Annotated in this window: 23 protein-coding genes; 15 read left to right on the top strand and 8 right to left on the bottom strand. The window is 69.7% G+C overall.

All coding sequences use genetic code 11. The annotated features are described in order from the left end of the window. Positions 1 to 3 precede the first annotated feature (3 nt). The 4 genes from VFF46_RS22615 (at position 4) to VFF46_RS22600 (ending at position 4834) form a co-directional block, all read left to right on the top strand. Positions 4 to 1410 (top strand): alpha,alpha-trehalose-phosphate synthase (UDP-forming), encoded by a 1407-nt coding sequence (locus VFF46_RS22615; protein ID WP_414673082.1) that lies wholly within the window; start codon positions 4 to 6, stop codon positions 1408 to 1410. Continuing rightward, positions 1397 to 2824, top strand: a complete 1428-nt coding sequence (locus tag VFF46_RS22610) for an FGGY family carbohydrate kinase (protein ID WP_325039185.1) — start codon at positions 1397 to 1399, stop codon at positions 2822 to 2824. The genes VFF46_RS22615 and VFF46_RS22610 overlap by 14 nt, the downstream gene beginning before the upstream one ends. Positions 2825 to 2956: 132 nt before the next feature. Then, entirely contained in the window at positions 2957 to 3373 is a 417-nt protein-coding gene (panD, locus tag VFF46_RS22605) for an aspartate 1-decarboxylase (RefSeq protein WP_325039184.1), read from the top strand. A 21-nt stretch (positions 3374 to 3394) separates the two neighbouring features. Next, the gene (locus VFF46_RS22600; protein ID WP_325039183.1) at positions 3395 to 4834 is read left to right on the top strand and encodes an aminopeptidase P family protein; all 1440 of its coding nucleotides are present in this window, start codon (positions 3395 to 3397) and stop codon (positions 4832 to 4834) included. On the opposite strand, the gene VFF46_RS22595 is transcribed toward VFF46_RS22600, so the two are convergent. The 5 genes from VFF46_RS22595 to VFF46_RS22575 form a co-directional block, all read right to left on the bottom strand. Beyond that, positions 4831 to 5538 (bottom strand): aspartate/glutamate racemase family protein, encoded by a 708-nt coding sequence (locus tag VFF46_RS22595; protein WP_325039182.1) that lies wholly within the window; start codon positions 5536 to 5538, stop codon positions 4831 to 4833. The genes VFF46_RS22600 and VFF46_RS22595 overlap by 4 nt on opposite strands. Next, on the bottom strand, positions 5535 to 7043 hold the full coding sequence (locus tag VFF46_RS22590) for an NCS1 family nucleobase:cation symporter-1 (RefSeq protein ID WP_325039181.1): 1509 nt from the start codon (positions 7041 to 7043) through the stop codon (positions 5535 to 5537). Before VFF46_RS22590 ends, VFF46_RS22595 begins: the two co-directional genes overlap by 4 nt. A gap of 132 nt (positions 7044 to 7175) precedes the next feature. Then, positions 7176 to 7880, bottom strand: coding sequence for a GntR family transcriptional regulator (locus VFF46_RS22585; RefSeq protein ID WP_325039180.1), 705 nt, complete (start codon positions 7878 to 7880; stop codon positions 7176 to 7178). 43 nt (positions 7881 to 7923) lie between these two features. Beyond that, the gene (locus tag VFF46_RS22580) at positions 7924 to 8646 is read right to left on the bottom strand and encodes an LppP/LprE family lipoprotein (RefSeq protein ID WP_325039179.1); all 723 of its coding nucleotides are present in this window, start codon (positions 8644 to 8646) and stop codon (positions 7924 to 7926) included. A 281-nt stretch (positions 8647 to 8927) separates the two neighbouring features. Then, complete coding sequence (locus tag VFF46_RS22575; RefSeq protein ID WP_325039178.1) at positions 8928 to 11795, bottom strand: ATP-binding protein; 2868 nt, start codon at positions 11793 to 11795, stop codon at positions 8928 to 8930. A gap of 105 nt (positions 11796 to 11900) precedes the next feature. Between VFF46_RS22575 and VFF46_RS22570 the strand changes: the two genes are divergently transcribed. Together VFF46_RS22570 and VFF46_RS22565 are read left to right on the top strand one after the other, a co-directional pair. Next, on the top strand, positions 11901 to 12302 hold the full coding sequence (locus VFF46_RS22570; RefSeq protein WP_325039177.1) for a DoxX family protein: 402 nt from the start codon (positions 11901 to 11903) through the stop codon (positions 12300 to 12302). Next, on the top strand, positions 12299 to 13597 hold the full coding sequence (locus VFF46_RS22565) for an FAD-binding oxidoreductase (RefSeq protein ID WP_325039176.1): 1299 nt from the start codon (positions 12299 to 12301) through the stop codon (positions 13595 to 13597). Before VFF46_RS22570 ends, VFF46_RS22565 begins: the two co-directional genes overlap by 4 nt. Before the next feature lie 41 nt (positions 13598 to 13638). Here VFF46_RS22565 and VFF46_RS22560 read toward each other — a convergent pair whose 3' ends face one another. The 3 genes from VFF46_RS22560 to VFF46_RS22550 all read right to left on the bottom strand — a co-directional run bounded on the left by VFF46_RS22560 (position 13639) and on the right by VFF46_RS22550 (position 16804). After that, positions 13639 to 15582 carry a M13 family metallopeptidase gene (locus tag VFF46_RS22560; RefSeq protein WP_325039175.1) on the bottom strand — a complete coding sequence of 648 codons (1944 nt, stop codon included), beginning with the start codon at positions 15580 to 15582 and terminating at the stop codon, positions 13639 to 13641. 100 nt (positions 15583 to 15682) lie between these two features. Next, complete coding sequence (locus VFF46_RS22555) at positions 15683 to 15964, bottom strand: HU family DNA-binding protein (RefSeq protein WP_325039174.1); 282 nt, start codon at positions 15962 to 15964, stop codon at positions 15683 to 15685. Positions 15965 to 16039: 75 nt separating this feature from the next. After that, positions 16040 to 16804: a phytanoyl-CoA dioxygenase family protein gene (locus VFF46_RS22550; protein ID WP_325039173.1), complete on the bottom strand. Its 765-nt coding sequence runs from the start codon at positions 16802 to 16804 to the stop codon at positions 16040 to 16042. A gap of 91 nt (positions 16805 to 16895) precedes the next feature. Here VFF46_RS22550 and VFF46_RS22545 point away from each other — a divergent pair, with 91 nt between their 5' ends. The 9 genes from VFF46_RS22545 to VFF46_RS22505 form a co-directional block, all read left to right on the top strand. Continuing rightward, a complete protein-coding gene (locus VFF46_RS22545) occupies positions 16896 to 17696 on the top strand; it encodes a helix-turn-helix transcriptional regulator (RefSeq protein ID WP_325039172.1) in 801 nt (266 codons plus the stop codon). 84 nt (positions 17697 to 17780) lie between these two features. Beyond that, a complete protein-coding gene (locus VFF46_RS22540; protein WP_325039171.1) occupies positions 17781 to 18800 on the top strand; it encodes an LCP family protein in 1020 nt (339 codons plus the stop codon). 150 nt (positions 18801 to 18950) lie between these two features. Next, positions 18951 to 19628, top strand: coding sequence for a uracil-DNA glycosylase (locus VFF46_RS22535; protein ID WP_325039170.1), 678 nt, complete (start codon positions 18951 to 18953; stop codon positions 19626 to 19628). A 15-nt stretch (positions 19629 to 19643) separates the two neighbouring features. Further along, positions 19644 to 20042, top strand: a complete 399-nt coding sequence (locus tag VFF46_RS22530) for a hypothetical protein (protein WP_325039169.1) — start codon at positions 19644 to 19646, stop codon at positions 20040 to 20042. 67 nt (positions 20043 to 20109) lie between these two features. Then, a complete protein-coding gene (locus VFF46_RS22525; protein ID WP_325039168.1) occupies positions 20110 to 20811 on the top strand; it encodes a DUF969 domain-containing protein in 702 nt (233 codons plus the stop codon). After that, positions 20808 to 21779, top strand: a complete 972-nt coding sequence (locus VFF46_RS22520) for a DUF979 domain-containing protein (protein WP_325039167.1) — start codon at positions 20808 to 20810, stop codon at positions 21777 to 21779. Before VFF46_RS22525 ends, VFF46_RS22520 begins: the two co-directional genes overlap by 4 nt. Before the next feature lie 8 nt (positions 21780 to 21787). Further along, on the top strand, positions 21788 to 22753 hold the full coding sequence (locus tag VFF46_RS22515; RefSeq protein WP_325039166.1) for a DUF2891 family protein: 966 nt from the start codon (positions 21788 to 21790) through the stop codon (positions 22751 to 22753). A gap of 146 nt (positions 22754 to 22899) precedes the next feature. Continuing rightward, entirely contained in the window at positions 22900 to 24087 is a 1188-nt protein-coding gene (locus VFF46_RS22510) for an ROK family transcriptional regulator (protein WP_325039165.1), read from the top strand. Positions 24088 to 24098: 11 nt separating this feature from the next. Continuing rightward, the coding region (locus VFF46_RS22505; RefSeq protein ID WP_325039164.1) for a 6-phospho-beta-glucosidase at positions 24099 to 24963 on the top strand (865 nt) is incomplete at its 3' end.

Here is a 24963-nt window from a genome sequence, read left to right as displayed (position 1 = left end):
ACCATGTCTACACAGCCGAACGGTAGGAGTTCCTTCGTAGTGGTGGCCAACCGGCTGCCGGTCGACCGGACCGAGATGCCCGACGGCAGTACGGCGTGGCGCCGGAGCCCGGGTGGTCTGGTGACGGCGCTGGCCCCGGTGATGCAGGGGCACCACGGCGCCTGGATCGGCTGGACCGGCAGCCCGGACGAGAAGCTGGACCCGTTCGACAACGACGGCATGCACCTGGTCCCGGTGATGCTGTCGGCCGAGGACGTGCAGCTGTACTACGAGGGCTTCTCGAACGCGACGCTCTGGCCGCTGTACCACGACGTGATCGTGGCGCCGGAGTTCCACCGCGAGTGGTGGGAGTCGTACGTCGCGGTGAACCGCCGGTTCGCGGAGGCCGCCGCGGACGCCGCCGACGACAACGCCGACGTCTGGGTGCACGACTACCAGCTGCAGCTGGTCCCGGCGATGCTGCGGCGGCTGCGGCCCGACGTACGGATCGGGTTCTTCCTGCACATCCCGTTCCCGCCGACCGAGCTGTTCGCGCAGATGCCGTGGCGGCGGCAGATCCTCGACGGGCTGATGGGCGCGGACCTGGTCGGCTTCCAAAGACCCGGTGCCGCCTCCAACTTCGCCCGGCTGGCCCGCAACCGGATGGGCCTGCGGACCCGCGGCGACCGGATCCACCTGCCGGACGACCGGATCGTGCGGGCGAAGGCGTTCCCGATCTCGATCGACGTCAACGAGCTGGAGAACCTCGCGCGGCAGCCGGAGACCAACGCCCGCGCGGCCGAGATGCGCCAGGAGGTCGGCAACCCCGAACACATCCTGCTCGGCGTCGACCGGCTCGACTACACCAAGGGCATCCGGCAGCGGCTGCGCGCGTTCGGCGAACTACTCGACGAGAAGCGGGTCTCGGTCGACGACGCGGTCTTCATCCAGGTCGCGACCCCGTCCCGGGAGCGTGTCGAGCAGTACCGGGTACTGCGTGACGAGATCGAGCTGCTGGTCGGCCGGATCAACGGCGAGCACGGCCGGATCGGTACGCCGGCGATCAACTACCTGCACACGACGTACTCGCGGACCGAGATGGCGGCGCTGCTCCGGGCCGCCGACGTCGCCGTGGTGACACCGCTGCGGGACGGCATGAACCTGGTCGCGAAGGAGTATGTTTCGACCCGGTACGACGACACCGGCGCGCTCGTACTGAGCGAGTTCGCCGGCGCCGCGGACGAGTTCCGGCAGGCGTTCCTGGTGAACCCGCACGACATCAACGGGATGAAGGACACGATTGTCGACGCGATGAACACCGACGAACGGCAGCTCGGCCGGCGGATGAAGGCGATGCGCAAGCACCTCGCGGCGCACGATGTGAACGTCTGGGCCCAGACCTTCCTGAAGGCGCTGCATGACGAAGACTGACGGGCGGATCCTGGCTCTCGACCTGGGTACGTCGTCGGCGCGGGCGCTCGTGCTGCACGAGTCCGACGCCTCGCCGATCCCCGGCGCACTGGCCCGGCACAAGATCTCCCCGGCGTACGGCCACGACGGCTCCGCGACGCTCGACCTGCACGAGTACGTCGAGGGGCTGCTCGGCTGCCTGGACGAGCTCCAGCAGAACGGCCACCTGGACGGCATCGGCTCGCTGGTGCTGTCCACCCAGTGGCACTCGATCGTTGCCCTGGACAACAAGGGCGTGGCGCGGACGCCGGTGATCACCTGGGCGGACACCCGTACGGTCGACCTCGACCTCGGGACGTCGTTCGACGAGCAGGCGTTCCACGCCCGCACCGGGACCTGGCTGCACCGGCTGTACTGGACCCGCCGGATCCCCTGGCTGCTCGCCTCCGACTCCCCGGCGGCCTTCGCCGGTCTGCCCGATCTCGTGCTGGAACGGCTGACCGGCGAGCGAGTCACCTCGGTCTCGGTCGCGTCCGGGACCGGGACCCTCGACCTGGCGACGGGCGCGTACGACGACGAGGCCCTGGCAGTCGCGGGCGTGACCGCGGACCGGCTGCCGGAGATCGTGCCGACCGGGTGGACCGGGACGTTGTCCAAGGAGTACGAACGCCGCTGGCCCGGGCTGGTCGGCGTACCCGTGCATCCGCCGACCGGCGACGGCGCCGCGTCCAACGTGGGCACCGGCGGGTTCGACGCGGGGACGGCCGCGGTGACGGTCGGTACGTCGGCCGCGGTACGGGTCGTGCACCCGATCGAGAACGCGCCGGAACTGCCGTGGGAGCTGTGGCGGTACCGGGTCGACGACAAGCGCGCGGTGACCGGTATGGCGTTCTCCGCGGCCGGGAACCTGCACGCCTGGCTGACCGGCGTACTGCGGCTGGAGTCCGACGAACCGGTCGGCGTGGAGATCGGCGGGACGCACGCGATCGCGATCCCGTTCATGGCCGGCACCCGGCCACCCGCGAACGTCCCGGGCGGCTCCGGCGTGTACTTCGGCCTCTCGTTCGACGACAGCCCCGCCGACCTCCTCGCCGCCGCCCTCCAGGGCGCGTCACTCGAGATCGACCGCGGCCTCCGGCAGCTCGACGACCTGTTCGGCGGGCGACTGGACGTCGTCCTGGGCGGCGGTGGCATCGACGCCTCCGAGTGGTGGCGCCGCTGCCTCACCGCAACCTTCGCGCGACCCACCACGGTCTGCGCAGAACCCGAAGTCGGCGCCCGCGGCGCCGCCGCCGTAGCCCTCGGCCTCTCCCCGGACCCTGGCGGCGAGCACCTCGTCCCCGCCGACGCGGAGGCCGACCGCGTCGCCGCCCTGCGGCCAAGGTACGAGGCACTCCGTGCCCTCGCCGTCGAGGCATCCAAGGACCCAGCCTGATCCCTTACAACGCCGATGCCTGAGCTGTCGGCAGCGCACCGGTTGAGACACCGCATCCGGCCGAAAAGTTGCCGACCACAAGTGACTGCGACCACTGACAAACCTGGTGAGTACGACGGATCATTGCCGCTCATGTGGCGCGAGATGATGCGGGCGAAAGTGCACCGTGCGACGGTGACGCAGGCGGATCTGAACTACGTCGGGTCGTGCACGCTGGACGCCGACCTGATGGACGCGGCCGACCTGCTGCCCGGCGAGAAGGTGGACATCGTCGACATCACCAACGGGCAGCGGCTGTCGACGTACCTGATCGAGGGGCCGCGCGGGTCCGGGATCGTCGGGATCAACGGGGCCGCGGCGCACCTGATCCATCCGGGCGATCTGGTGATCCTGATCGCGTACGGGATGTTCGACACCGCCGAGGCCAAGGCCTTCGCGCCGAGCGTAGTCTTCGTGGACGAGCACAATGCGATCACCCGCATCGGCTCCGACCCCGCGGAGGCCCTGCCCGACACCGGCACGCTGCGTGGGGACCAACCGCACCCGTAGCGAGATGAGGACTGGTCGCCGATGACCGAGAACGCTGCCGACAACACCACACCGAAGACCGCTTCGCACGACAACGAGCCGAGCCCCAAGCTGCGGGCGTTCATGAACTCGGAGTGGGCCGACTCCGAGCGGCACGACCTGTCACTGAGCGATGCCGGTGTGTGGGCGGCGAAGCGCCGGGACGCGCTCTCGCAGGCGTTCCCGGGCGAGCGGCTGGTGATCCCGGCCGGTACCTACAAGGTCCGCTCGAACGACACCGACTACGTCTTCCGCCCGCACACCGACTACGTGTGGCTGACCGGCAACCAGACCTCGGACGCGGTCCTCGTCCTGGAGCCGAACGGCACCACCGGCCACGACTCCGTGCTGTACTTCCGCCCGCGCTCCGACCGCGCCCAGGGCGAGGAGTTCTGGCGCGACCGGATGTACGGCGAGCTCTGGGCCGGCCGGCGTCCGTCGCTGACCGAGACCGCGAAGGAGTTCGGCATCGAGACCCGGCACGTCGACCAGCTGGCCGACGCGTTGAAGGGCGACGTACCGACCCGCGTGCGGCGCGACGAGGACCAGTCGATCGCCGCGCTGCTCAGCGGCGCGCACACCGACGACCTGAAGGACAACGAGCTGGCCGCCACGCTGTCCGAGCTGCGGCTGGTGAAGGACGCGTACGAGCTCGACCAGCTCCGGGACGCGGTCGCGATCACGCACCGCGGTTTCTCCGACGTGCTCGCCGAGATGGACAAGGTCCGGCAGTACGGCGAACGCTGGATCGAGGGCACGTTCTGGCGCCGCGCCCGCGCCGAGGGGAACGACGTCGGCTACACGTCGATCGCCGCGGCCGGTCCGCACGCGACCACCCTGCACTGGATCGAGAACGACGGCCCGGTGAACGACGGCACCCTGATGCTGCTCGACATGGGCGTGGAGAACCGGCAGCTCTACACCGCCGACATCACCCGCACACTGCCGGTGAACGGCGAGTTCACCCCGCGCCAGCGCGACCTGTACCAGCTGGTCCTGGACGCGCAGAACGCCGGCATCGCCGCGCTCACCCCGGGCGCCGCGTTCCGCGCCGGGCACGAGGCCGCGATGGAGGTCATCGTCCACGGTCTCGACGCGATGGAGCTGCTCCCGGTGCCGGCCGCTGAGGCGCTCGACCCGGAGAGCCGCCTGTACCAGCGCTACACGCTGCACGGCGTCAGCCACATGCTCGGCCTGGACGTCCACGACTGCGCCGCGGCCCGCAACGAGACCTACCGCAAGGGCACCGTCAAGCCCGGCTACGTCCTGACCGTCGAGCCCGGCCTGTACTTCCAGGCCGACGACCTGACCGTCCCCGAGGACCTGCGCGGCATCGGCATCCGGATCGAGGACGACATCCTGATCACCGACGGCACCCCGGAGAACCTCTCCGAGGCGATGCCGCGCACGATCGAAGGCATCCAGTCCTGGATGGCCTCTTAGGCGTCTTGGTAGCGCGGGTGCGGCGCGAACTCGCCGAGCTTGCCGGTTCGCAGCCGCAGCCGCACCAGCATCTCGACCGTGGTGGTGGCGGCCGCCACGCCGTCGATCACGCTGACGCCCAGCTCGGCCGACAGGTCGTGACACAGGTCGGCCATCCCGGCGCAGCCGAGCACGATCGCGTCGGAGCCGTCCAGCGCGAGCGCCTCTTCGCAGGCCCGCAGGATCGTGACCCGCGCGTGCGGATCCGTCTCCAGCGCGAGGACCGGGATCTCGCACGCGTGGATCCCCAGGCACTGCCGGGCGACGCCGTACTCCTCGGCCAGGTCGTGCGCGTGGCCGACCGTCCGCGCAAGCGTGGTGACGACGCTGAACCCGCGGCCGAGGTACGCCGCCGTACGCATGCCCGCCTCCGCGATCCCGACGACCGGGCCGCGGGCGAGTTCGCGCGCGGCCTTCAGCCCCGGGTCGCCGAAGCAGGCGATCACGTATCCGTCGTACCCGGCCGCCTCACCGTCCACGATCTCCTGCAGCAGCCCCGGTACGGCGTACGCGTCGTCGGCATGGCTCTCGATGGAGGCCGGTCCGCTCGGCGGGTTGACCGCGTCGACGGTGACCCCAGGACCGGCGACCGCCCGGGCGCACTCCCCGATCAGCGCGGTCATCGACGCGGTGGTGTTGGGGTTGATCACCTTGATCCGCATCATGCCTGCCCTTCGGCGACGCCCGCGCGACGCGCCAGCACCGAGTAGAGGGCGAAGCCGACACCGCAGCCGATGAACCAGCTGTAGTCGCTGATCCACAGCGCCTCGCCGATCCACCGTGGTACCAGGACCGACGCCACCGAGATGACACCGGCGAGGATCACCGACCGGATCGCGACCGGGTTGTAGCCCTTGCGGTAGTAGTACGAGCCGTCCTTGTCGAGGGTGAACATGTCGTCGACGATCAGCTTCTGCTTGCGGATCAGGTAGAAGTCCGCGATCAGGATCCCGAACAGCGGGCCGATCAGCGCGCCGAGGATGCCGAGCGTGTAGTGGATCGCGGTGTCGTTGTTGTACCAGTTCCACGGCGTCAGCAGCACCGAGCCGACGGCCGCGATCATGCCGCCCATCCGCCAGCTGATCTTCTGCGGGCTGACGTGCGAGAAGTCGAAGGCCGGCGAGATGAAGTTCGCGACGATGTTGATGCCGACGGTCGCGGTGACGAACGTGAGCGCGCCGAGCAGGATCGCGAACGTGCTGTCGATCCGCTCCACGGTCTTGATCGGGTCGGTGAGCAGCTCGCCGTACACCGGGACCGTCGCGCCCGCGGTCAGGACGGTGAGCAGTGAGAAGAAGACGAAGTTGACCGGCAGACCCCAGAAGTTGCCCCGGCGGACGCTCTTGAAGCTGTTGCCGTAGCGGGCGAAGTCGCCGAAGTTCAGCATCGGGCCGGAGAAGTACGAGACGACCAGCGCGATCGCGCTCAGCATCGTGCCGATCGTCGCCCAGCCGGACAGCCGGTGGCCGGACAGGTTGAGGTCGACGGTGAAGTGCGACTTGACCAGCAGGTAGCCGCAGAGCAGCAGCATCGTCACGTAGACGGCCGGTCCGGCCAGGTCGATGAACCTCCGGATCGTCTCCATCCCGCGCCAGAACAGCGCCGCCTGCGCCACCCAGAGGATCGCGAAGCTGACGTACCCGAGCGCCGACAGGCCGAGGAAACCGTGCAGGTGCGCGTCCGCCCACGGACCCAGACCCGGCCAGAGCTTGAGGAACACGATGTTCAGCGATTCCGCCGCCAGGAACGTCTGTACGCCGTACCAGGCAACGGCGATCAGGCCCCGGATGATGGCCGGGATGTTCGCGCCGAGGACGCCGAACGAGACCCGGCTGATCACCGGGTACGGGACGCCCGCGAGCTGGCTCGGCTTGGCGACCAGGTTGCAGAAGAACTGCACGATGCAGATGCCGGCGATCAGGCAGACGAACACCTGCCAGCTGGTCAGCCCCAGCGCGAACAAGCTGCCCGCGGTCAGGTAGCCGCCGACGCTGTGCACGTCGGACATCCAGAACGCGAAGATGTTGTAGCTGCGCCACGTCTGCTGCTTCAACGGCGCCAGGTCCGCGTTCGTCAGCCGCGGGTGGTAGTCGCGCTCAGGGGCAACGGGTTCCGACGGGTAGCCGGCCGCTTCGACGATGTCACCGGGCACACGGGGTTCGGTCACCATGCTGGCCTCCTCGGGGCCGGGCCGCGGCGCGGGATCGCGCGGCCGAGTGCACCGAAATTAGCCACGCCGAGCGCGGATCGCCATGTAAAGCTGCCAAATATAGGAAACAGCGGCTAAATATAGGAGCCGGTGTCAGACCGGGTCGGCGAAGCACTCCGGGTCGTCGGCGAACTCCGCGATCGCGGACTTGAGGTGCGCGTAGTGCCGCTCGGACTCGGCGATCAGCGCCTCGACGTCGCGGGCGACGTACGCCGTGATCAGCCGCTCGTGGTCGGCGCCGAACTCGGCCCGCTCGTGCGCCGGCACCCGGGACATCGGCCGGGCCGGTTCGGTGATGTTCCAGGCGGTTTCGTACATCCGGATCAGCCGGTGCATCCCGGACGGCTCGATCAGCGCGAAGTGGAAGCGGCGGCCGGCGGCGGAGTACTCCCGGTCCCCCGCGGCGCTCGCCGTCGCCAGCGACCCGTGGATGGCCCGGATCTGGTCGTGGTCTGCGGCCGTCGCGTTCACGGCCGCCGCCCGCAGCGCGGCGGCCTCCAGCGCCTGGCGGACGTCGTACAGCTCGCGGAACTCCAGGAACGTCAGCTTGGCCACCCGGTACCCGATGTGCGGGCGGTGCTCGACCAGACCCTCGCCGAACAGCGTCTTCAGCGCCTCCCGCACCGGGATCGCGCTGACGCCGAAGAACGCGGCCACCTCGTCGATCGGGACCGCCGTACCGGGCGGCTGGTCGCCGGTCAGGATCGCGTGCCGCAGATCGCTCTCGACCGGCGGCATCTCGCCCGCCGCGGCCGTGGTTCGCACGAGTCGCGACGTGAAGTCCGACGATCTGCGCATCTCCGGACGATAAGCCCGGCCCGGACCGGCTGTCGAGGAGCGTCTACGACTTCAGCCGGATGGCGACCGGAGTACCGACGTACGGCCGGGTGCCACCGCTCGGCGCGAAGCCGTCGTTGTCCTGCCAGCTCCAGTGGATCGTCACCGGGCTCAACGACGGGCAGCACGCCGGGTCGTCCTTGGCGAAGTGCGTGTACTTGATCGTGAAGACGCCCTGCCCCGCGCCCGCCAGGCTGGTCACGCCGGAGGTCTCGGTGTCGCCGTCCCACCCGACGAACTTGGTGCCGTGGAAGAAGAACACCACCTGGCCACCACCGTCCGCGGCGTTCGACCGGGTCCCGACGACCGCGGTCAGCTTGCCGCCGTTGCCGTCCGGGACGGTGGCCTTCACGCTGCTCGGCAGGAAGTGCACCGATGGCTGCTTCACCTCGACGGTCTGAGCCATCGCGGTCTTGATGCCGGACGCGTCCGGTACGCCGCTCACGCTCGCCTGCACCGGGGGCGTTGATTTCGCGGGCTGTGTCGGCTGCGCGGGTTGGGTCGGCGTGGGCGAGTCGGTCGGCAGCCCCGCCGGATCCGTGGGCGCCCACCCGGCCGAGCTCGGCGACGCGCTCGGCGAGGTCGACGCCGCGGCGGCCGAGGTCGTGCTGGACGAGGCCGGCGCCGGCGTACCCGCAGCACCGGACCCGCCGCCCGAGCAACCCACCAGCGTCCCCACCGCGACGACGGCAACCGTCCCCATCAGCTTGCGTGCACCCGCCATCATCAGCCCTCCGTCAAGAATCTGGTCGAGACCAAACTATCGACCGACCGGCTCACACTCGTTGCCGAACGCCCCCATCTACCGCACGACCCGGAAACGCAGGTGCCTGACCCCGCTACCCGCCTCGACCGGCACCAGATGCACCTGGACCTCGTCCAGACCTCTCCGATCGGGTGCTTGCGGCTGGTCTTGTCGGACTTGTCCCGAGCGGGTGCTTTTGCGGCTGGTTTGTGGGGCTGGTCCCGAGGCTGGCTTCCGGGGCGGTGTCACGGCATCGGTGGTGACTACGGAATCCGGAGGGCCGTGAGTTCGGCTCGTGCCTCGGTGGTGTGGTCGGGGTGCAGGGCGAGGGTGGCGGCGCGTTCGAACTGGGCGTCGATGCGGTCGAAGGCGGCGGCTGCTTCGAGGAGGGCGTCGCGGTCGCCGGTGGAGCGTGCGGTGGCGCGGGTGAGGCAGGCCGCGGCCCACTCGTTCTCGACGGCGTCCGGTACGGCGGCCGCGAGCAGGTCGGGGGCGTCCGGCAGACCGGCTACCACGGCGAGTTCGGCGGCGGCGGAGCGCGCGTACGGCGTCCACCAGCGTTCGGCGAAGTCCCCGAACGCCCGGCGCACGATCTCCCGCGTCTGCCGGTGGGCACCCAGCTGAATCGCGCTCGGGTGTGCCAGCTGTACGGCGACCCGCGCTCGCACGAAGGTGTACGGCGCCGCGAGCCACGGAGCGTCCTCGAGCTCCGTGCACCGGGCGACCTCGAGCGCCCGCGCCTGCCACACCTCGAACAGCCCGTCATCGCGCAGCCCGTGCACCATCGCGACCGCCGACAGCGCGGACGCCATCCACTCGATCGGCGGGGCGCCCGCACGCTGCCAGCGTTCCCAGAGCGCGTCGGCGTGCGTCACGCAGGCATCGAACCGCCCGGTCAGCGCCTCCGCCCGGATCATTCGCGGCAGCGAGATGTACGGGTGGTCCCCGACCGGATCGTCCGGCGCACCGACGGCCGCAAGCGCGGCACGCAGATCGCCGACCGCCGTCGCGGTGGTCGGGGCGACGTGGAACGCGTCGATGATCTCGGCCGCGGCGTACGGCTCGTGCCGCGGAAGCGGGCCGACGAGGCGCATCCGCTCCACGGCGTACGCGCGCGCATCCCGCAGCCGGCCGGCGTTCCCGGCGGCCACGGTCAGCGCGTCCAGCGCGCCCGCGATCAGTACCGGATCCCCCGTCCTTCGCGCCGCGTCGACAGCCTCCTGCGCAAGCTCCGCGTCAGCCCCGATCCGCCGGCCGCCGTGTTCCCAGGCCTTGGCGGTCGCGATCAGCGCGGTCACCTGCGCATCGCCCGGCTGCGCGCCGTCGATCGCCTGCTGGAGCAGGTGTTCGGTGCGCTCCGCGGGTACGTCGTACAGCGAGCCGGTCGGGTACCGGTTCACCGCGATCACGGCCAGCGCGAGCATCGTCGCCCGAACGTTGCCGTCAGCAACCGCTCGCTCAGCCGCGTCCAGCAGCAACCGCACCCCGGTCTCCGCATCCGAGATCGCCAAGGTGGCATCAGCCGCCGACCGCAGATCCAGCGCCGCGGCAACCCCGTCCGCCGCCCGCTCGGCCGCCACCCGGTAGTCCGCGATCGACTCCCGGACCTGCCGCCTGGCAAATCCCAGGTGACCCAACGCCCGAGCCAACCGATGCGCCACCGACTCGCCGCCGGCCAGGCGGTCCACCACCCCGCCCGGTGCCGCTGTGGCCAGCGCGCCGCCGGCTGCTGTTGTGGCCACCACCCCGTCCGGTGCCGTTGTGGCCAGCGCCGCTCGGAGGTCGGCGGATACGTCGTCGTACGGCTGCTGCCAACCCGGCGTTTCCAGGCGGCCTTCCAGGGTGACGGCCGTGTCGGCGGCCCAGTGCAGGCGGCGGTCGTGTGCGGTCGCCAGCTCGTCCGGGCTGAGCTGGTCGTGCGCGAACTCCCGGATCGTCTCGAGCAGTCGCCAGCGCGATCCCCGCCGTACGGCGAGACTCTTGTCGGTCAGCCGACCGAGCAGATCCGCGACCTCGCCGCGTCCCAGCTCCGGGCTGGTTGCACTCGCCGCATCCAGGTCGAACCCGCCGACGTAGATGGACAACCGCCGGAACAGCAACCGCTCCTGGTCGTCCAGCAGTTCGTAGCTCCAGCCGATCACCGCCGCCAGCGATCGATGTCGTACGTCGACACCGCGCCCACCCGCCAGCAACCGCAGCCGATCGTCGAGCGCCGCCCGCAGACCGTCGGTCCCGAGCGATCCGATCCGTGCCGCGGCCAGTTCGACAGCGAGCGGCATACCGTCCAACCGCGCGCAGATCTCCGCCAGCTCCTCGTCCGGCGCGGTAAAGCCCGGGTCGACCGCGCGCGCCCGATCCACGAACAGCTCGGTCGCGGCGTCCAGCGGCGGCAGCAGGACGGTCGTCTCCGCCGGTACGCCGAGCCGCTCCCGGCTGGTAGCAAGAATCCTCAGCTCGGGACACTGGCGAAGCAGGTGCTCCACCAGTACGGCGACCTCGTCGACCAGGTGCTCGCAGTTGTCCAGCACCAGCAGCGACCGGCCTTGCTGCAGGTGCTCGACAAGCACCTGCTCCAGGCTCTGCGGCGGACGCTCGGTCAACCCGGACGCCGTCGCCACCGCACTGGTCACCAGACCGTTCCGCACGGGCACCAGATCCACGAACGCACCGGAGCCTGCCTCGGCCGCCAGAACAGCAGCCAGCCGCGTCTTCCCCATGCCACCCGGCCCCAGCAACGTCACCAACCGGGACTGCCCAAGAGCCTTCCGCAGCGCCGCCAGCTCACCAGCCCGCCCAACGAAGCTCGTCCGCCCCGCCGGCACCCCAGCCAGCCGACCCCCACCAACACCCGTACGGGCACTCGCTCCCGGACTCGCTCCCGCACCTGCGCCCGGCTGGAGCCCCCTAGCCGCGCCGCGTGATCGCTCGGCGCCGCTTTCGCGTGCCACCAGGTCGGCGAGCTCGCGGCGATCCGCGACGGCGTACTTGCGCAGCAGCGACGACACATGACTCTCGACCGTCCGCACCGAGATGTGCAGTGCGTTGGCGATCTGCACGTTCGACCGGTGGTCGGCCAGCGCCGCCAGTACCTCGGCCTCGCGTGCGGACACCTCGTTCACGCGCTCCATCATGACCGATCGGTGGGGTTTCCGTGGTGGATCCGTGGTCAGCACGGATGTGGCCCGCGGGTCGCGGGCGCGAAGGTCGTCGTACCAGAACGACTCTTGGAGGCGACGATGAGTACGACGATGACGACGGCGCGCAGGTCCCGGACGGGGAGCGCGGTGCTGTGGGTGGTGCAGGCGGTGCTGGCGGCGATGTTCGTGATGGCGGCCGTGCCGAAACTGTCGGGTGACCCGGTGATGGTGGACATCTTCGACGCGGTGGGTGCCGGTCAGTGGCTGCGGTACGTGGTCGGTGCGCTCGAGCTGGCCGGCGCGATCGGGCTGCTGGTGCCGCGGTTGTGCGGTCTTGCCGCGCTCGGCCTGTCGTTCCTGCTGGTCGGGGCGACGCTGACGAACATCGTCGCGCTGGGTGCGTCACCGGCGATTCCGCTCGGGTATCTGCTGGTCGCGGCCGGCGTCGTGTGGTTCCGGCGGGCGTCAGTCCTCGCCTTGGTTCGGGCGGTGCGGCGATGACGATCGCGGCGTTCGAAGGCCTGCTGACCCGGCCGGAAGATGCCGGCTACGACTCCGGCCGGGCGGTGTGGAACGCGATGGTGGACCGCCGGCCGGCCTTGATCGCGCGGTGTTCCAGTACGGCGGACGTGGTCGCGGCACTGCGCTACGGCCGCGACGCCGGGCTGGAGATCGGAGTGCGGGGCGGCGGCCACAGCTTCCTCGGGCTGCCGGTAGTGGACGGCGGTCTGCTGCTCGATCTGTCCGGGCTGAGCTCGGTGCAGGTCGATCCGGTGAGCCGTCGGGCCAGGGTCGGCGGGGGCGCGTTGCTGGGCGCTCTTGACGTAGCCAGCCAGCGGTACGGCCTGGCGACAACGGCCGGCAACGTCTCACACACGGGCGTCGGCGGGCTCACGCTGGGCGGCGGGGTCGGGTGGCTGGCGCGTGCGTACGGGCTGACCTGCGACAACGTCGTGTCGTACCAGCTCGTCACCGCGGACGGCGCCGTACTGCGGGTCAGCGAGACGTCGTACCCGGACCTGTTCTGGGGACTACGTGGTGGCGGCGGGAGCTTCGGGGTGGTGACCGAGTTCGAGTTCCGGCTGTATCCGGTGGGGACGCAGGCGCTGACCGTGGACCTCTACTACGACTTGGACGACGGCGGTACGGCGTTGCGCGGCTGGCGGGACCTGTTCGCGGAAGCACCACGCGCGGCGACACCGGTGGCGCGGGTGGGCCGACGGGACGGGCGGCCGATCGCGAGCATCGGGTACGTCTGGGTGGGCGACGTCGCGGAAGGACGCCGGCTGCTCCCGTCGTACGAGGCCATCGGCCGCCCTGTGGCGCGACGGGTCCGCGAGCTCAGCTACCTCGACCTGCAGACCCAGTCCGACGACGCCGAACGCCACGCGCTGCGCCGTTACTGCAAGGGCCACTACCTCCGCTCCCTGCCGGACGCCGCGATCGACGCGTTCCTCTCCCGGGACGTCCCCGGAGCGCGGATGACCTTGAACGGCGGCGCGATCACCGACGTACCGGACGCCGAGACGGCGTACAGCCACCGCGACGCCCTGGTCGAGTTCACCACCGGCGACGACTGGACCGACCCCGCGGAGGACACCACCCGCATCACCGCGGCCCGCACCTACGCCGCCACCCTCGAGCCGTACACCAGCGGCAGCTACGTCAACACCTTCGCCGACAACGACCCCACCGCCGTTCGCCGCGCCTACACCCCCGAAAAACTAACCCGCCTCCACCACCTCAAATCCACCTACGACCCCACCAACACGTTCAGCCACACACCACTGAGCTGACCGTCACCCGCCGGCGGTGGACCGACGGGTGCGGGGCGGTTTCACCAGATGCGGACGCGGTCCTCCGGGGAGAGCCACATGGCGTCGGTGTCGGTGGTTTTGTAGGTGGTGTGGAAGACGTCGATGTTCTTGACGACCGCGTTGCAGCGGAACTCCGGGGGTGAGTGGGGGTCGATGGTGAGGCGGCGGGCGGCCTCCTCGGGGCGGGTTTTGGTGGCCCAGGCGTGGGCCCAAGCAGCGAAGAAGCGCTCGGCGCCGGACTGGAGTTCTTCGTCCGGCTCGGTGCCGTCCAGGGAGAGCTGGTAGGCGACGTAGGCGATCGACAGGCCGCCGAGGTCGCCGATGTTCTCACCGAGGGTGAGTTTGCCGTTGACCTTCTGGCCGGGGGTCTCGGCCGGCTCGAGGGCGTCGTACTGCGCGACGAGTTTGTCGGTGCGCTCCTCGAAAGCGGCGCGGTCCTCGTCGGTCCACCAGTCGTTCAGGTTGCCGTCTGCGTCGTAGCGCGAGCCCTGGTCGTCGAAGCCGTGGCCGATCTCGTGGCCGATCACCGCGCCGATCGCGCCGTAGTTGGTGGCGTCGTCGGCGTCCAGCCCGAAGAACGGCGGCTGCAGGATGCCGGCCGGGAAGACGATCTCGTTCATCCGCGGGTTGTAGTACGCGTTCACGGTCTGCGGCGTCATGCGCCACTCGTTCCGGTCGACGGGCTTGCCGAGCTTGTCGAGGTCGCGCGCGGTCTCCACCGCGACCGAGCGGCGGATGTTGCCGAACAGGTCGGCCGGGTCGACCTCGAGCGCCGAGTAGTCCTTCCACTCGTCCGGGTAGCCGATCTTCGGCACGAACGTGCCGAGCTTCTCGAGCGCGCGCTGCCGGGTGTCCGGGCCCATCCAGTCCAGCGCCTCGATCCGCTGCCGGTAGGCGGCGACCAGGTTCTGCACGAGCTCGACCATCCGGGCCTTGGCGTCCGGCGGGAAGTGCTCCGCGACGTACAGCTTGCCGAGCGCCTCGCCGAGCGCCTGCTCGACCGCGCCGACACCCCGCTTCCAGCGCTCCCGCAGCTCCGGCGCACCGGTCAGGGTCTTGCCGTAGAAGGCGAAGTTCTCGTCGACGAACGCCTGGCTCAGCAGCGGCGCGGCGCTGTGCACGATCCGCCAGCTCAACCACTCCTTCCACCGGTCGACGTCGACCTCCCGCAGCACACCGGCCGCGGCGGTCAGGAAGTCCGGCTCGCGGACGACGACCTCCGCGAACGCGTCCTCGGGTACGCCGGCACCGGCCAGCCAGGTCGACCAGTCGAAGCCCGGGGTGAGCTCGTCCAGCCCGGTCCGGTCGAGCTTGTTGTAGGTGAGCTGGACGTCCCGCTCCTTCACCCGGTCCCAGTGCGCGTCGGCGATCCGGCTCTCCAGCTCGAGGATCCGCTCCGCGGCACCGCTCGGGTCCGGCTGCCCGGCCAGCTCCAGCAGCTTCGCGACGTGCGCGACGTACGCCGTCCGGATCTCGGCGAAGGCGTCCTCGTGGTAGTACGACTCGTCGGGCAGGCTGAGGCCGCCCTGGGTCAGGTGCACGATGTTGCGGTCGGACTGCTTGGCGTCGGCGTCGACCCAGTAGTGGAAGACGCCCGGCACGCCCTGCAACTCGAGCTGCCCGAGCACCGACACCAGCCCGGCCAGATCCGTGACGCCCTGGACGAGCGCGAGCTGGCCGGCGATCGGCCCGGCGCCGAGCCGCTCGATCGTCTCGGTGTCCATGAAGCTGGTGTAGAGGTCGGCGATCTTCCGCGGCTCGCTGCCGTCCGGGTGCCCGGCGGCGACGGTCTTCTCGACGATCGCGCGGACGTCCTGCTCGGCGGTGTCCCACAGCTGGTGGAACGCGCCGTGGATCGCCTTGTCCGCCGGGATCTCGTGCTCCGCGAGCCACGCCCCGTTCACGAACCGGTACAGATCGTCCTGCGGGCGCGCCGCGGCCGACCCGTCGATTCCTGCTGTCATCCCTGACCCCTTGTCACGAGTGGAGTTGCTGCCAGCGAACATACCTGTTTCGCGACCTGGCAGGGACCGGGTATCGCCGGGTTGTGGACAACCCGGCGGGTCAGCGTCCGCCGCGTGCGGCCGCCTTCAGACGGCTGCCGCAGGACAGGCGGACGGAGTACCCGGCCGGGATGTTCAGCGGCTCGCCGGTCTGCGGGTTCCGGCCGGTCCGCGGTGCCCGCATCACCCGCTCGATGCTGAGCAGACCGGTCAGCGACACCTTCTCGCCGCGCTGGACCGCCTCGGTGACCACGTCGCCGAGGGCGTCCAGGACCTTCTCGGCCTGGTTCCGCGGGATGCCCGCCTTCTGCGCCACGCCGGTGATCAGTTCGTTCCGGTTCACGACTCTCCTCAGACTCGGTTCGGACGTCAGCGCCCACCTTAACCGAAATGATTGTCGTTAGCGAGAAGACGTTCGTCAGAGCCCGTCGCGGTCGTGCCAGTCCTGCTGCCAGCGGGTGTCGATCGCGTCGTCGGCACGCTGGTACCGGATGTCGGTGGACAGCCGCATGCCGTCGGACACGTTGTCGAGCGCCGCGTGGATGGTGTGCGCCGTGTGTACGACGACATCCCCGGCCCGGTAGTTCGCGACCAGCCAGTTGGCGTCGTACTCCGTGGCCAGCGCGGGCAGGTCCGCGGTCATGGACGCTGCCGGTCGCTTGAGCCGGCCAGCAGCCTCGTCGGCGAGTACCCGGTGGTGGCTGCCCTCCAGGTACGTCAGTCCACCGAGGCTGACCGGGCAGTCACCCAGCGGGATCCACGCCGACAGCACCTGGTCGCTGCCACCTCGCAGGTACACCAGGTCGTAGTGCGCCTGCGTCGCCGTACCGATGCCGTTCTCACCCGGCGCGGTCTGCCGGATGATCTTCCGGCGGTGCAGGAACGGCTCCCCGTCGAGGAACCACTCGAACCAGCCTTTCAACGCCGGCTGCGTACAGAACGCCGCGTACTCCGGCCCCGGCACGATCTCCTCGAACAACACCTTCCGGTACGACGCCTTGTCCGTAGCAGCACCTGTTAGCCCGAAGTAGTACTCGCGGAACGCCCACACCGCGGCAGGATCCAGCAGCCCCGTCAGATACAGGTACCCGTCCCGCTGCAGTCGCGCCCGCAGCAACCCCCGATCGCCACGCTCCTCCTCGGGAACAGCGGCCAGATCACCCAGCCGTCGCTCATCCAGCACATATCCGTTAGACGTCAGCACCCGTCCATTCCAGCCGCCCGCGGCACCGAACGGAATGGACACCAGATCCCGTCTCTTGGACTCTTGTGAGATGCAAGATTGGTCGATCTACCTGACCCCGGGCGCTGTCGAACGCCAGCTTGGACTCTTCTGCCTGGGCGCCGGTCAGCAGACCCACGGGCCGCGGCCCGCCGCGGAGCGTGCACTCGGCTGCCACGCCCTCGTCTGGCTCCAGGAAGGACGCGGCCACCTGCTGCACGGCCCCGACCGCCAGCTGCACGAAGTACGCGCGCCCGCGCTCCTCACGCTGTTCCCGGGCGTCCTGCACGGCTACCGCCCCGCGACCCGCTGGCGGCACGCCTGGACGCTCTTCAGCGGCCCCGCGACCGAAGCGCTCACCTCGCTCGGTCACCTCGACGTCAACCGCCCAGTACGCCGGTACGCCGACCCGCAGGCCGTGGACCGCGCGTTCACCCGGCTACTACGCGTCAGCAGGCAGCACAACGCAGTACAACTCGCAGGCGCGCTGTACGACCTGCTGAGCCAGCAGGCACCACCGCAGGGCGATGTCGCCGCACGGCTCGCTGAGCTGGCCTGTACGCCGATGAGCGTCCAGGGCTACGCCAGTGCGCTCGGAATCACAGTGAAGGAGCTGCGCGATGCAGTGCGCCGTACCACAGGTTCAACTCCACATGAACTGATTCTGAGCACCAGACTCAGCTGTGCAAAGGTTTTGCTCGCCGAGGAGGACCTGCCCGTGGGCGTGGTCGCGCGGCGGGTCGGGTACGACGACCCGGCGTACTTCAGCCGCCTGTTCACCGCCAGAGTGGGCATGTCGCCGGTCAGCTTCCGGCGTTCCGGTTCGCTCGCGGGGCGGATTTCCTCCCTTTGAAGGAGGTGCCATCGACTTTCCGACGTGTAAAACCATTCACTGGGGTGACGTGTTTGAGGCCCGGGCACCGATACGGTCGTGGCTATGAGTGAAACGCAGCGCCTCGACCCGCGAACCGCGAACCCGCCGCCGCGCCGCCCGAAGAAGCGGCGCAACTGGGTCCTCCGGACCGTCGGACTGATCGTCCTGCTGTTCGTTCTGATGCTGATCGCGGTCCCGCTCTACGCGTGGAGCAAGATCGACAAGATCGACGCGATGCCGACCGGCGCCCGGCCGGCCGCGACCCCGGGGACGACGTACCTGATGGTCGGATCGGACGCCCGCGACAACCTCACCCGCGCCGAGCGCGCGAAGCTGCACACCGGCGGCACCGCCGGCCCGCCGCGGACCGACTCGATCATGCTGATGCACGTCCCGAAGTCCGGCCCGACGGTGCTGATCAGCATCCCGCGCGACAGCGCGGTCAACATCCCGGGCACCAACGGCCGGCAGAAGATCAACGCGGCCTTCGGCAAGAGCCCGGCGCTGCTGATCCAGACCATCGAGAGCGTCACCGGGCTGCACGTCGACCACTACGTCGAGGTCGGCTTCGGCGGCTTCGCGTCGGTCATCGACAGCATCGGCGGCATCAAGATGTGCTTGCCGAAGGCAATGAACGACAAGCTCGCGCACATCAATCTGCCGGCCGGTTGCCAGCAGCTCGACGGCCCGACGGCGCTCGGGTACGTGCGGTCCCGGCACGCGGACGGCAAGAACGACTTCGGCCGGGTCGAGCGGCAGCGGCAGATGGTCGGCGCGATCGCGAAGAAGGCCGCTTCGCCGGGCACGTTCCTGAACCCGATCCGCTACTACAACGTGGCCACCAAGGGCGTCGACGCGCTGACCGTGGACAAGGGCATGAGCCTGCTCGACTTCGTCCGGTTCGCGAACGGCATGCGAGCGATCTCGGGCAGCGGCGGCGTGACCCTCACGGTCCCGACGAGCAACGACAACTACCAGCTGTGCTGCAACCGCGGCGTCGCGGTGAAGTGGGACACGACCAAGGCCAAGGCCATCTTCGACGCGATCAAACAAGACAACACCAGCGGCCTGAAGACCAGCTGACCGCCTAAAGCAAAGGCCCCGCAAGCTCATACCTTTGCGGGGCCGCGACCTTTGTATCGTCCCGAGTGACACCAGCGTTCGAGCGACACGCGAACAACAGGCGACAACCCGGGGTGCGGTACGAGCCACGGTACTGCGAGACTGTGGCGGGTGAGTCCTAAGACGTTGGCGGATCTGGTGGCGCCGGACTGGGCCGAGGCGTTGGCTCCGGTCGAGGGCACGGTGGCGCGGATGGGTGAGTTCCTGCGCGGGGAGATCGCCGCGGGCCGGGCGTACCTGCCGGCCGGCGAGAACGTACTGCGGGCGTTCCACCGTCCACTGGCCGAGGTGAAGGTGCTCGTCGTCGGTCAGGATCCGTACCCGACGCCGGGCCATCCGGTCGGGCTGAGCTTCTCGGTGGCTCCCGACGTACGGCCGATCCCGCGCAGCCTGCAGAACATCTACCGCGAACTGATGGCGGACGTAGGTGTTGCGGCGCCGCCCAACGGTGACCTGACGCCGTGGGCCGACCAGGGCGTACTCATGCTCAACAGAGTGCTCACCGTGCAGCCCGGGAAGTCCGGCGCGCATCGCGGCAAGGGCTGGGAGTCCGTGACCGAGCAGGCGATCCACGCACTGGTGAACCGCGGCGGCCCACTGGTCGCGATCCTCTGGGGCCGTGACGCCCAGACCCTGAAGCCGATGCTGGGCAGCACGCCGTACGTCGAGAGCGCGCACCCGAGCCCGATGTCCGCGGACCGCGGCTTCTTCGGCTCCCGCCCGTTCAGCCGCGTCAACGCCCTCCTCGAGCAGCAAGGCGCCACTCCAGTGGACTGGCGCCTCCCTTAGGGCACTCTGAGGTGCATGACGCGCTACGTGATCGATGCACCCACTCTGCTGCACCTCGTCGACGGTGAGCTGACCGTCGCGGCACACCATCAGCTGGTCGCGCCCGCGGCAATCCGTTCGGAGGCGCTCGAGCAACTGCTCCGCGACGTACGCCTGGGCACGCGGACCGAGAAGGACGCGCGGCAGCTGCACACCCGGATGACCGAGCTGAAGATCCGCGCGCTCGGCGACCGGGCGTCCCGCTGGACGGCGTGGAAGATCGCCCGCGACCAGGACTGGGACACGCTCCGGGACGCGGAGTACGTCGCGGTCACCCAGCTGCAGGCGGACGCGCTGATCACCGTCGATCCGGAGCTCGCGGCCAAGGCGGAAGGAATCGTCCCGGTCGAACCGGTCGAGAATTTGTTTGAATGATCCATTGCAGGATCGTTCAACAATCTCCTATGGTGAGCGGAATCGCCCAGTCCCTCCGGGAGGAACCATGTGGGTTCTGCTCGCCATCGCGGTGGTGGTCGTCGGGTTCGCGCTCCGGATCAACTCGATGCTGGTCGTTACCGCGGCCGGGATCGTGGCCGGCCTGATCGGCGGCCTGTCGCCGGTCAAGATCCTGGACGCCTTCGGCGACGGGTTCGCCGGCAGCCGCTCCGTCACCGTCTTCATCGTCACGCTGCCCGTCATCGGGCTGATCGAGCGCTACGGGCTGCAGCACCAGGCCCGCAAGCTGATCAGCAAACTCAAGGTCCTGACCACGGGCCGCCTGCTCGCGCTGTACATGGTGATCCGTCAGGGCACCGCCGCGGTCGGCCTGACCAGCATCGGCGGGTACGCGCAGGCGGTGCGGCCGCTGATCCATCCGATGGCCGCCGGCGCCGCCGAGCGCAAGTACGGCAAACTGCCGGAGAAGATGCAGGAGAAGATCAAGGGCTTCGCGGCCAGCTCCGACACCGTCGGGGTCTTCTTCGGTGAGGACATCTTCGTCGCGGTCGGCTCGATCCTGCTGATCACCGGCTTCGTGGACACGACGTACGGCCTGAAGCTCGAGGCGATCAACATCGCGGTCTGGGCGATCCCGACCGCCATCTGCGCGCTGCTCATCCACGGCACCCGGTTGTGGCTGCTGGACCGCACGCTCGACAAGCTCGCGGCCGAGGCCGGGTTGAACGCCGAGGAGGCCGCCCGATGATCAAGGTCGAGTGGTTCTACTGGCTGTGCGGAATCCTTTTCGTGCTGATCGCACTACAGGTCGTCAACGACCGCGGCAACCCGAAACGGCTCGGCAGCGCGGCATTCTGGGGCCTCCTCGGGGTCTCGTTCGGCTACGGCACGTTCGTCGTTCACAAGCAGGCTCCGGCCTGGGTGCTCGGCATCGCGGTGATCGCGATCGCGGTCCTGGCCGGCTTCGGGTTCCCGGCCCGCGGGCAGGAACGGACGACGACACCGGTCGAGCGGGAGCACTTCGCGAACAAGTTCGGCAACAAGCTCTTCCTGCCGGCGCTGGTGATCCCGGTCGTGGCGGCGATCTTCGGCGCCTGGCTGGCCAAGGTGAAACTGGGCGACGGCAAGCTGCTGCTGGAGTCCGGTTCGGCGACGATCATTGGCCTCGGGGTCGCGTCGATCCTGGCGCTGATCGTCGGCATGGTGCTGTTCCGGCCGAAATCCCCGGCCGTTCCGCTGCACGAGGGCCGACGGCTGCTCGAGCACATCGGCTGGGCCGCGATCCTGCCGCAGATGCTGGCCACGCTCGGACTGTTGTTCACCGCGTCCGGCGTCGGCACGGCGGTCGGCCACGTCACCAACCACCTGATCCCGAAGGGCTCGCTGATCGCCGCGGTCGCGCTGTACTGCATCGGCATGGCGATCTTCACGATCATCATGGGCAACGCGTTCGCGGCGTTCCCGGTGATGACCGCCGCGGTCGGCTGGCCGCTGCTGGTGCAGCAGTTCCACGGCACCCCGGCGGTCGTGTTCGCGATCGGGATGCTGGCAGGCTTCTGCGGCACGCTGTGTACGCCGATGGCCGCCAACTTCAACCTGGTCCCGGCAGCCCTGCTGGAGATGAAGGACCAGTACGGCCCGATCAAGGCGCAGATCCCGACCGCGATCCCCTTGCTGGCCTGCAACATCGTCCTGATGTACGTCTTCGCCTTCTGAGGAGTCCTGTGAAATACGCCGCCGCTTGGGCCGACATCGCCTGCAACGTACTCGACACCACCTACCCGTACGCCACCCAGCACGCGTCCGCAGGTCCCGACGACGTGGACGTGACTCCGGATCGCCTGCACCCGGCGTTCCACGGGTCGTACGACTGGCACTCCAGCGCGCACATGCAGTGGTCCCTGGTCCGGTTGCTGACGCTGGCACCGGATCAGGTCGGCCAACGCCCGGTAGAGCTGCTGAACCAGCGGCTGACGCAGGAGGCGATTGCTGTCGAGGTCGCGTACCTGCGGGAGCGGCCGGGGTACGAACGTCCCTACGGCTGGGCGTGGGCGGCACAGCTCGTTGCTGCTGCGCGTGACACCCAGTGGGGCCAGGCGGTCGCTCCACTGGGTGACGTGATCGCGGAGCTCGTTCTTACGTGGCTGCCGAAGCAGGCGTACCCGGTGCGGCACGGCGTACATCTGAACTCGGCGTTTGCGCTTGCGTTGCTGCATGAGGCGTACGGCGAGCTGGGACGGGCGGATGTCGTGGAGGCCGTGCGGCAGCGGGCGTTGGAGTGGTACGGCGGGGACACCGCGTACGACACGCGCTTCGAACCGTCGGGTACTGACTTCTTGTCGCCTGCGCTGTCCGAGGCCGAGCTGATGCGGCGGGTGCTGCCGGATGCGGAGTTCGCCAGCTGGCTGCGAGCGTTTCTCCCAGGACTGGGGACTGATGCACACCGGCACCTGTTGGAGGTGCCGGTGACAGACGACTCAGGTGATGGGCAGTTGGCCCACCTGTCCGGGTTGGCGCTGTCTCGGGCCTGGCAGCTGCGAGCGATCGCTCCTGCAGTGCCTGAGGTTGCTGAGGTATTGCGGGCAGGCGCTGACCGTCAGATCGAGGCAGTGCTCCCCACGGTGACGGACGGGGACTTCATGTCGACGCACTGGCTGGTCTCGTTCGCCCTGCTTGCCGATCAGGCGTAGCCGTCCCTCCCTGTACTCCGCAGCGCCTCGATTGACACCGGCGCCGCTCCGCCGTACGGTCTCGCGTTAATAGGAAACTTTCCTAACAGACGGGAAGTTCAGCGCGGCGAGTACCCGCGGGCGGCGAAGGGAGGCAGGGTTGGCTCATGGCCACGACACCCGGAACGCCGCGCCTGCTGCGCGCGATGAACGACCGCGCCGCCCTGGACCTGCTGCTCAGCCAGGGCCCGCTCTCCCGCACCACGCTGGGCAACCTGACCGGGCTGTCCAAGCCGACCGCGTCGCAGCTGCTGGCCAGGCTGGAGGCGGCCGGCCTGGTGCGTCCGAGCGGCACCACCGCAGGCCGGCCAGGCCCGAACGCGCAGCTCTACGAGATCAACGGCGAGATCGCGTACGTCGCGGGGCTGGACGTCACGCCGACGCGGATCCGGGCCGCGGTCGCCGACCTGACCGGGAACGTGGTCGGCCGCTACGAGCTCGCCACCCCGGGCCGCAGTGCCAAGGGCACAGTCGAGCGGGTGCTGAAGGCGGTCGACGGCGCCGCGGGCGAGGCGGGGCTGAGCCGGGAACGGCTGCGCCGGGTCTCGATCGGTACTCCGGGTGGTTTCGACCCGACGACGGGCCGGCTGCGGTACGCGACCCACCTCCCGGGCTGGCACGCCCCGCACCTGCTGGAGGAGCTGGCGGCGGCGATCGCCGTACCGCTGGAGGTCGAGAACGACGTCAACCTGGCCGCGGTCGCCGAGCAGCGGGTCGGCCATGCCCAGGAGCACGAGAACTTCGTCCTGCTCTGGGGCGAGGAGGGCATCGGCGCCGCGATCGTGATCAACGGCCGGCTGCACCGCGGTGCGACCGGCGGTGCCGGCGAGGTCGCGTTCCTGCCGCTTCCGGGTACGCCGCTGATCCGCAACGTCGGCCGCAACAACGCCGGCGGATTCCAGGAGCTGGCCGGTGGCGAACCCGTCCTCGAGCTCGCCCGTGAACACGGTCTGAAGGCCCGTACGCCGGAGGCCGCGATCACGGCCGCGCTGCAGACCGAGGGCGCGGGCGACGCCGTACTCAACGAGTTCGCGCACCGGCTCGCGGTCGGCCTGGCGGCAATCGTCGCGGTCGTCGACCCGGAGCTGATCGTGCTGGCCGGCGGCGTCATCACCGCCGGCGGCGAACGCCTGCGCGGGCTGGTCCAGGACGAGCTCGCCGATCTCGCCGTACCGCGGCCGCAGCTGCTGATGACCGCGATCAGCACCGACCCCGTGCTCTCCGGAGCACTGCAGTCCGCATTGAGCACCACCCGCGACGAGGTCTTCGACACCGCGGGTCCACCTATTACCTAGCAGGAGAGCGGATGCGACTGACAGTTGTTGGTGGCGGGTCCACCTACACGCCTGAGCTGGTCGACGGGTTCGCCCGGTTGCGGGACTCGTTGCCGGTGTCGGAGCTGGTTCTGGTGGACCCTGCGGCGGACCGGCTGGAGCTGGTCGGTGGCTTGGCGCGGCGCATCTTCGCCAAACAAGGACATGCGGGTCGGGTGATCACCACGTCCGACCTGGACGCCGGTATCGACGGCGCTGACGCAGTACTGCTGCAACTGCGCGTGGGTGGACAGGCTGCGCGCAACGAGGACGAGACCTGGCCACTGGAGTGCGGGTGCGTCGGGCAGGAGACCACTGGCGCCGGCGGCCTCGCCAAGGCGCTACGGACCGTTCCAGTGGTGCTGGACATCGCAGAGCGCGTACGGCGTACCAACCCGGACGCGTGGATCATCGACTTCACCAACCCGGTCGGGATCGTCACGCGGGCGTTGTTGTCGCACGGGCACAAGGCCGTCGGACTGTGCAACGTGGCGATCGGGTTCCAGCGTCGCTTCGCCGCGTTGCTGGGCGTCACGCCGGAGGAGGTGTCGCTGGACCACGTCGGGCTGAACCACCTCACCTGGGAGCGCGCAGTACGCGTGAACGGCGAGGACGTACTGCCTCAGCTCCTCTCCAAGCACCTCAGCGACATCGCGGACGACCTGCACCTGCCGGCGGACGTAGTACAGCAGCTGGGCGTCGTACCGTCGTACTACCTGCGCTACTACTACCAGCACGACGCGGTGGTGCAGGAGCTGCTCCACAAGCCCTCCCGCGCGGCAGAGGTCGCTGCGCTCGAGAAGGAGCTGCTGGAGATGTACGCCGACCCGCGGCTCGACGAGAAGCCCGCACTGCTCG

Origin of the sequence: Kribbella sp. (genome assembly GCF_035655035.1) — a bacterium.
Classification (GTDB): domain Bacteria; phylum Actinomycetota; class Actinomycetes; order Propionibacteriales; family Kribbellaceae; genus Kribbella.
The sequence above is the reverse complement of the archived record's forward strand: the minus strand, read 5'-3'. Positions and strand labels throughout refer to the sequence as shown.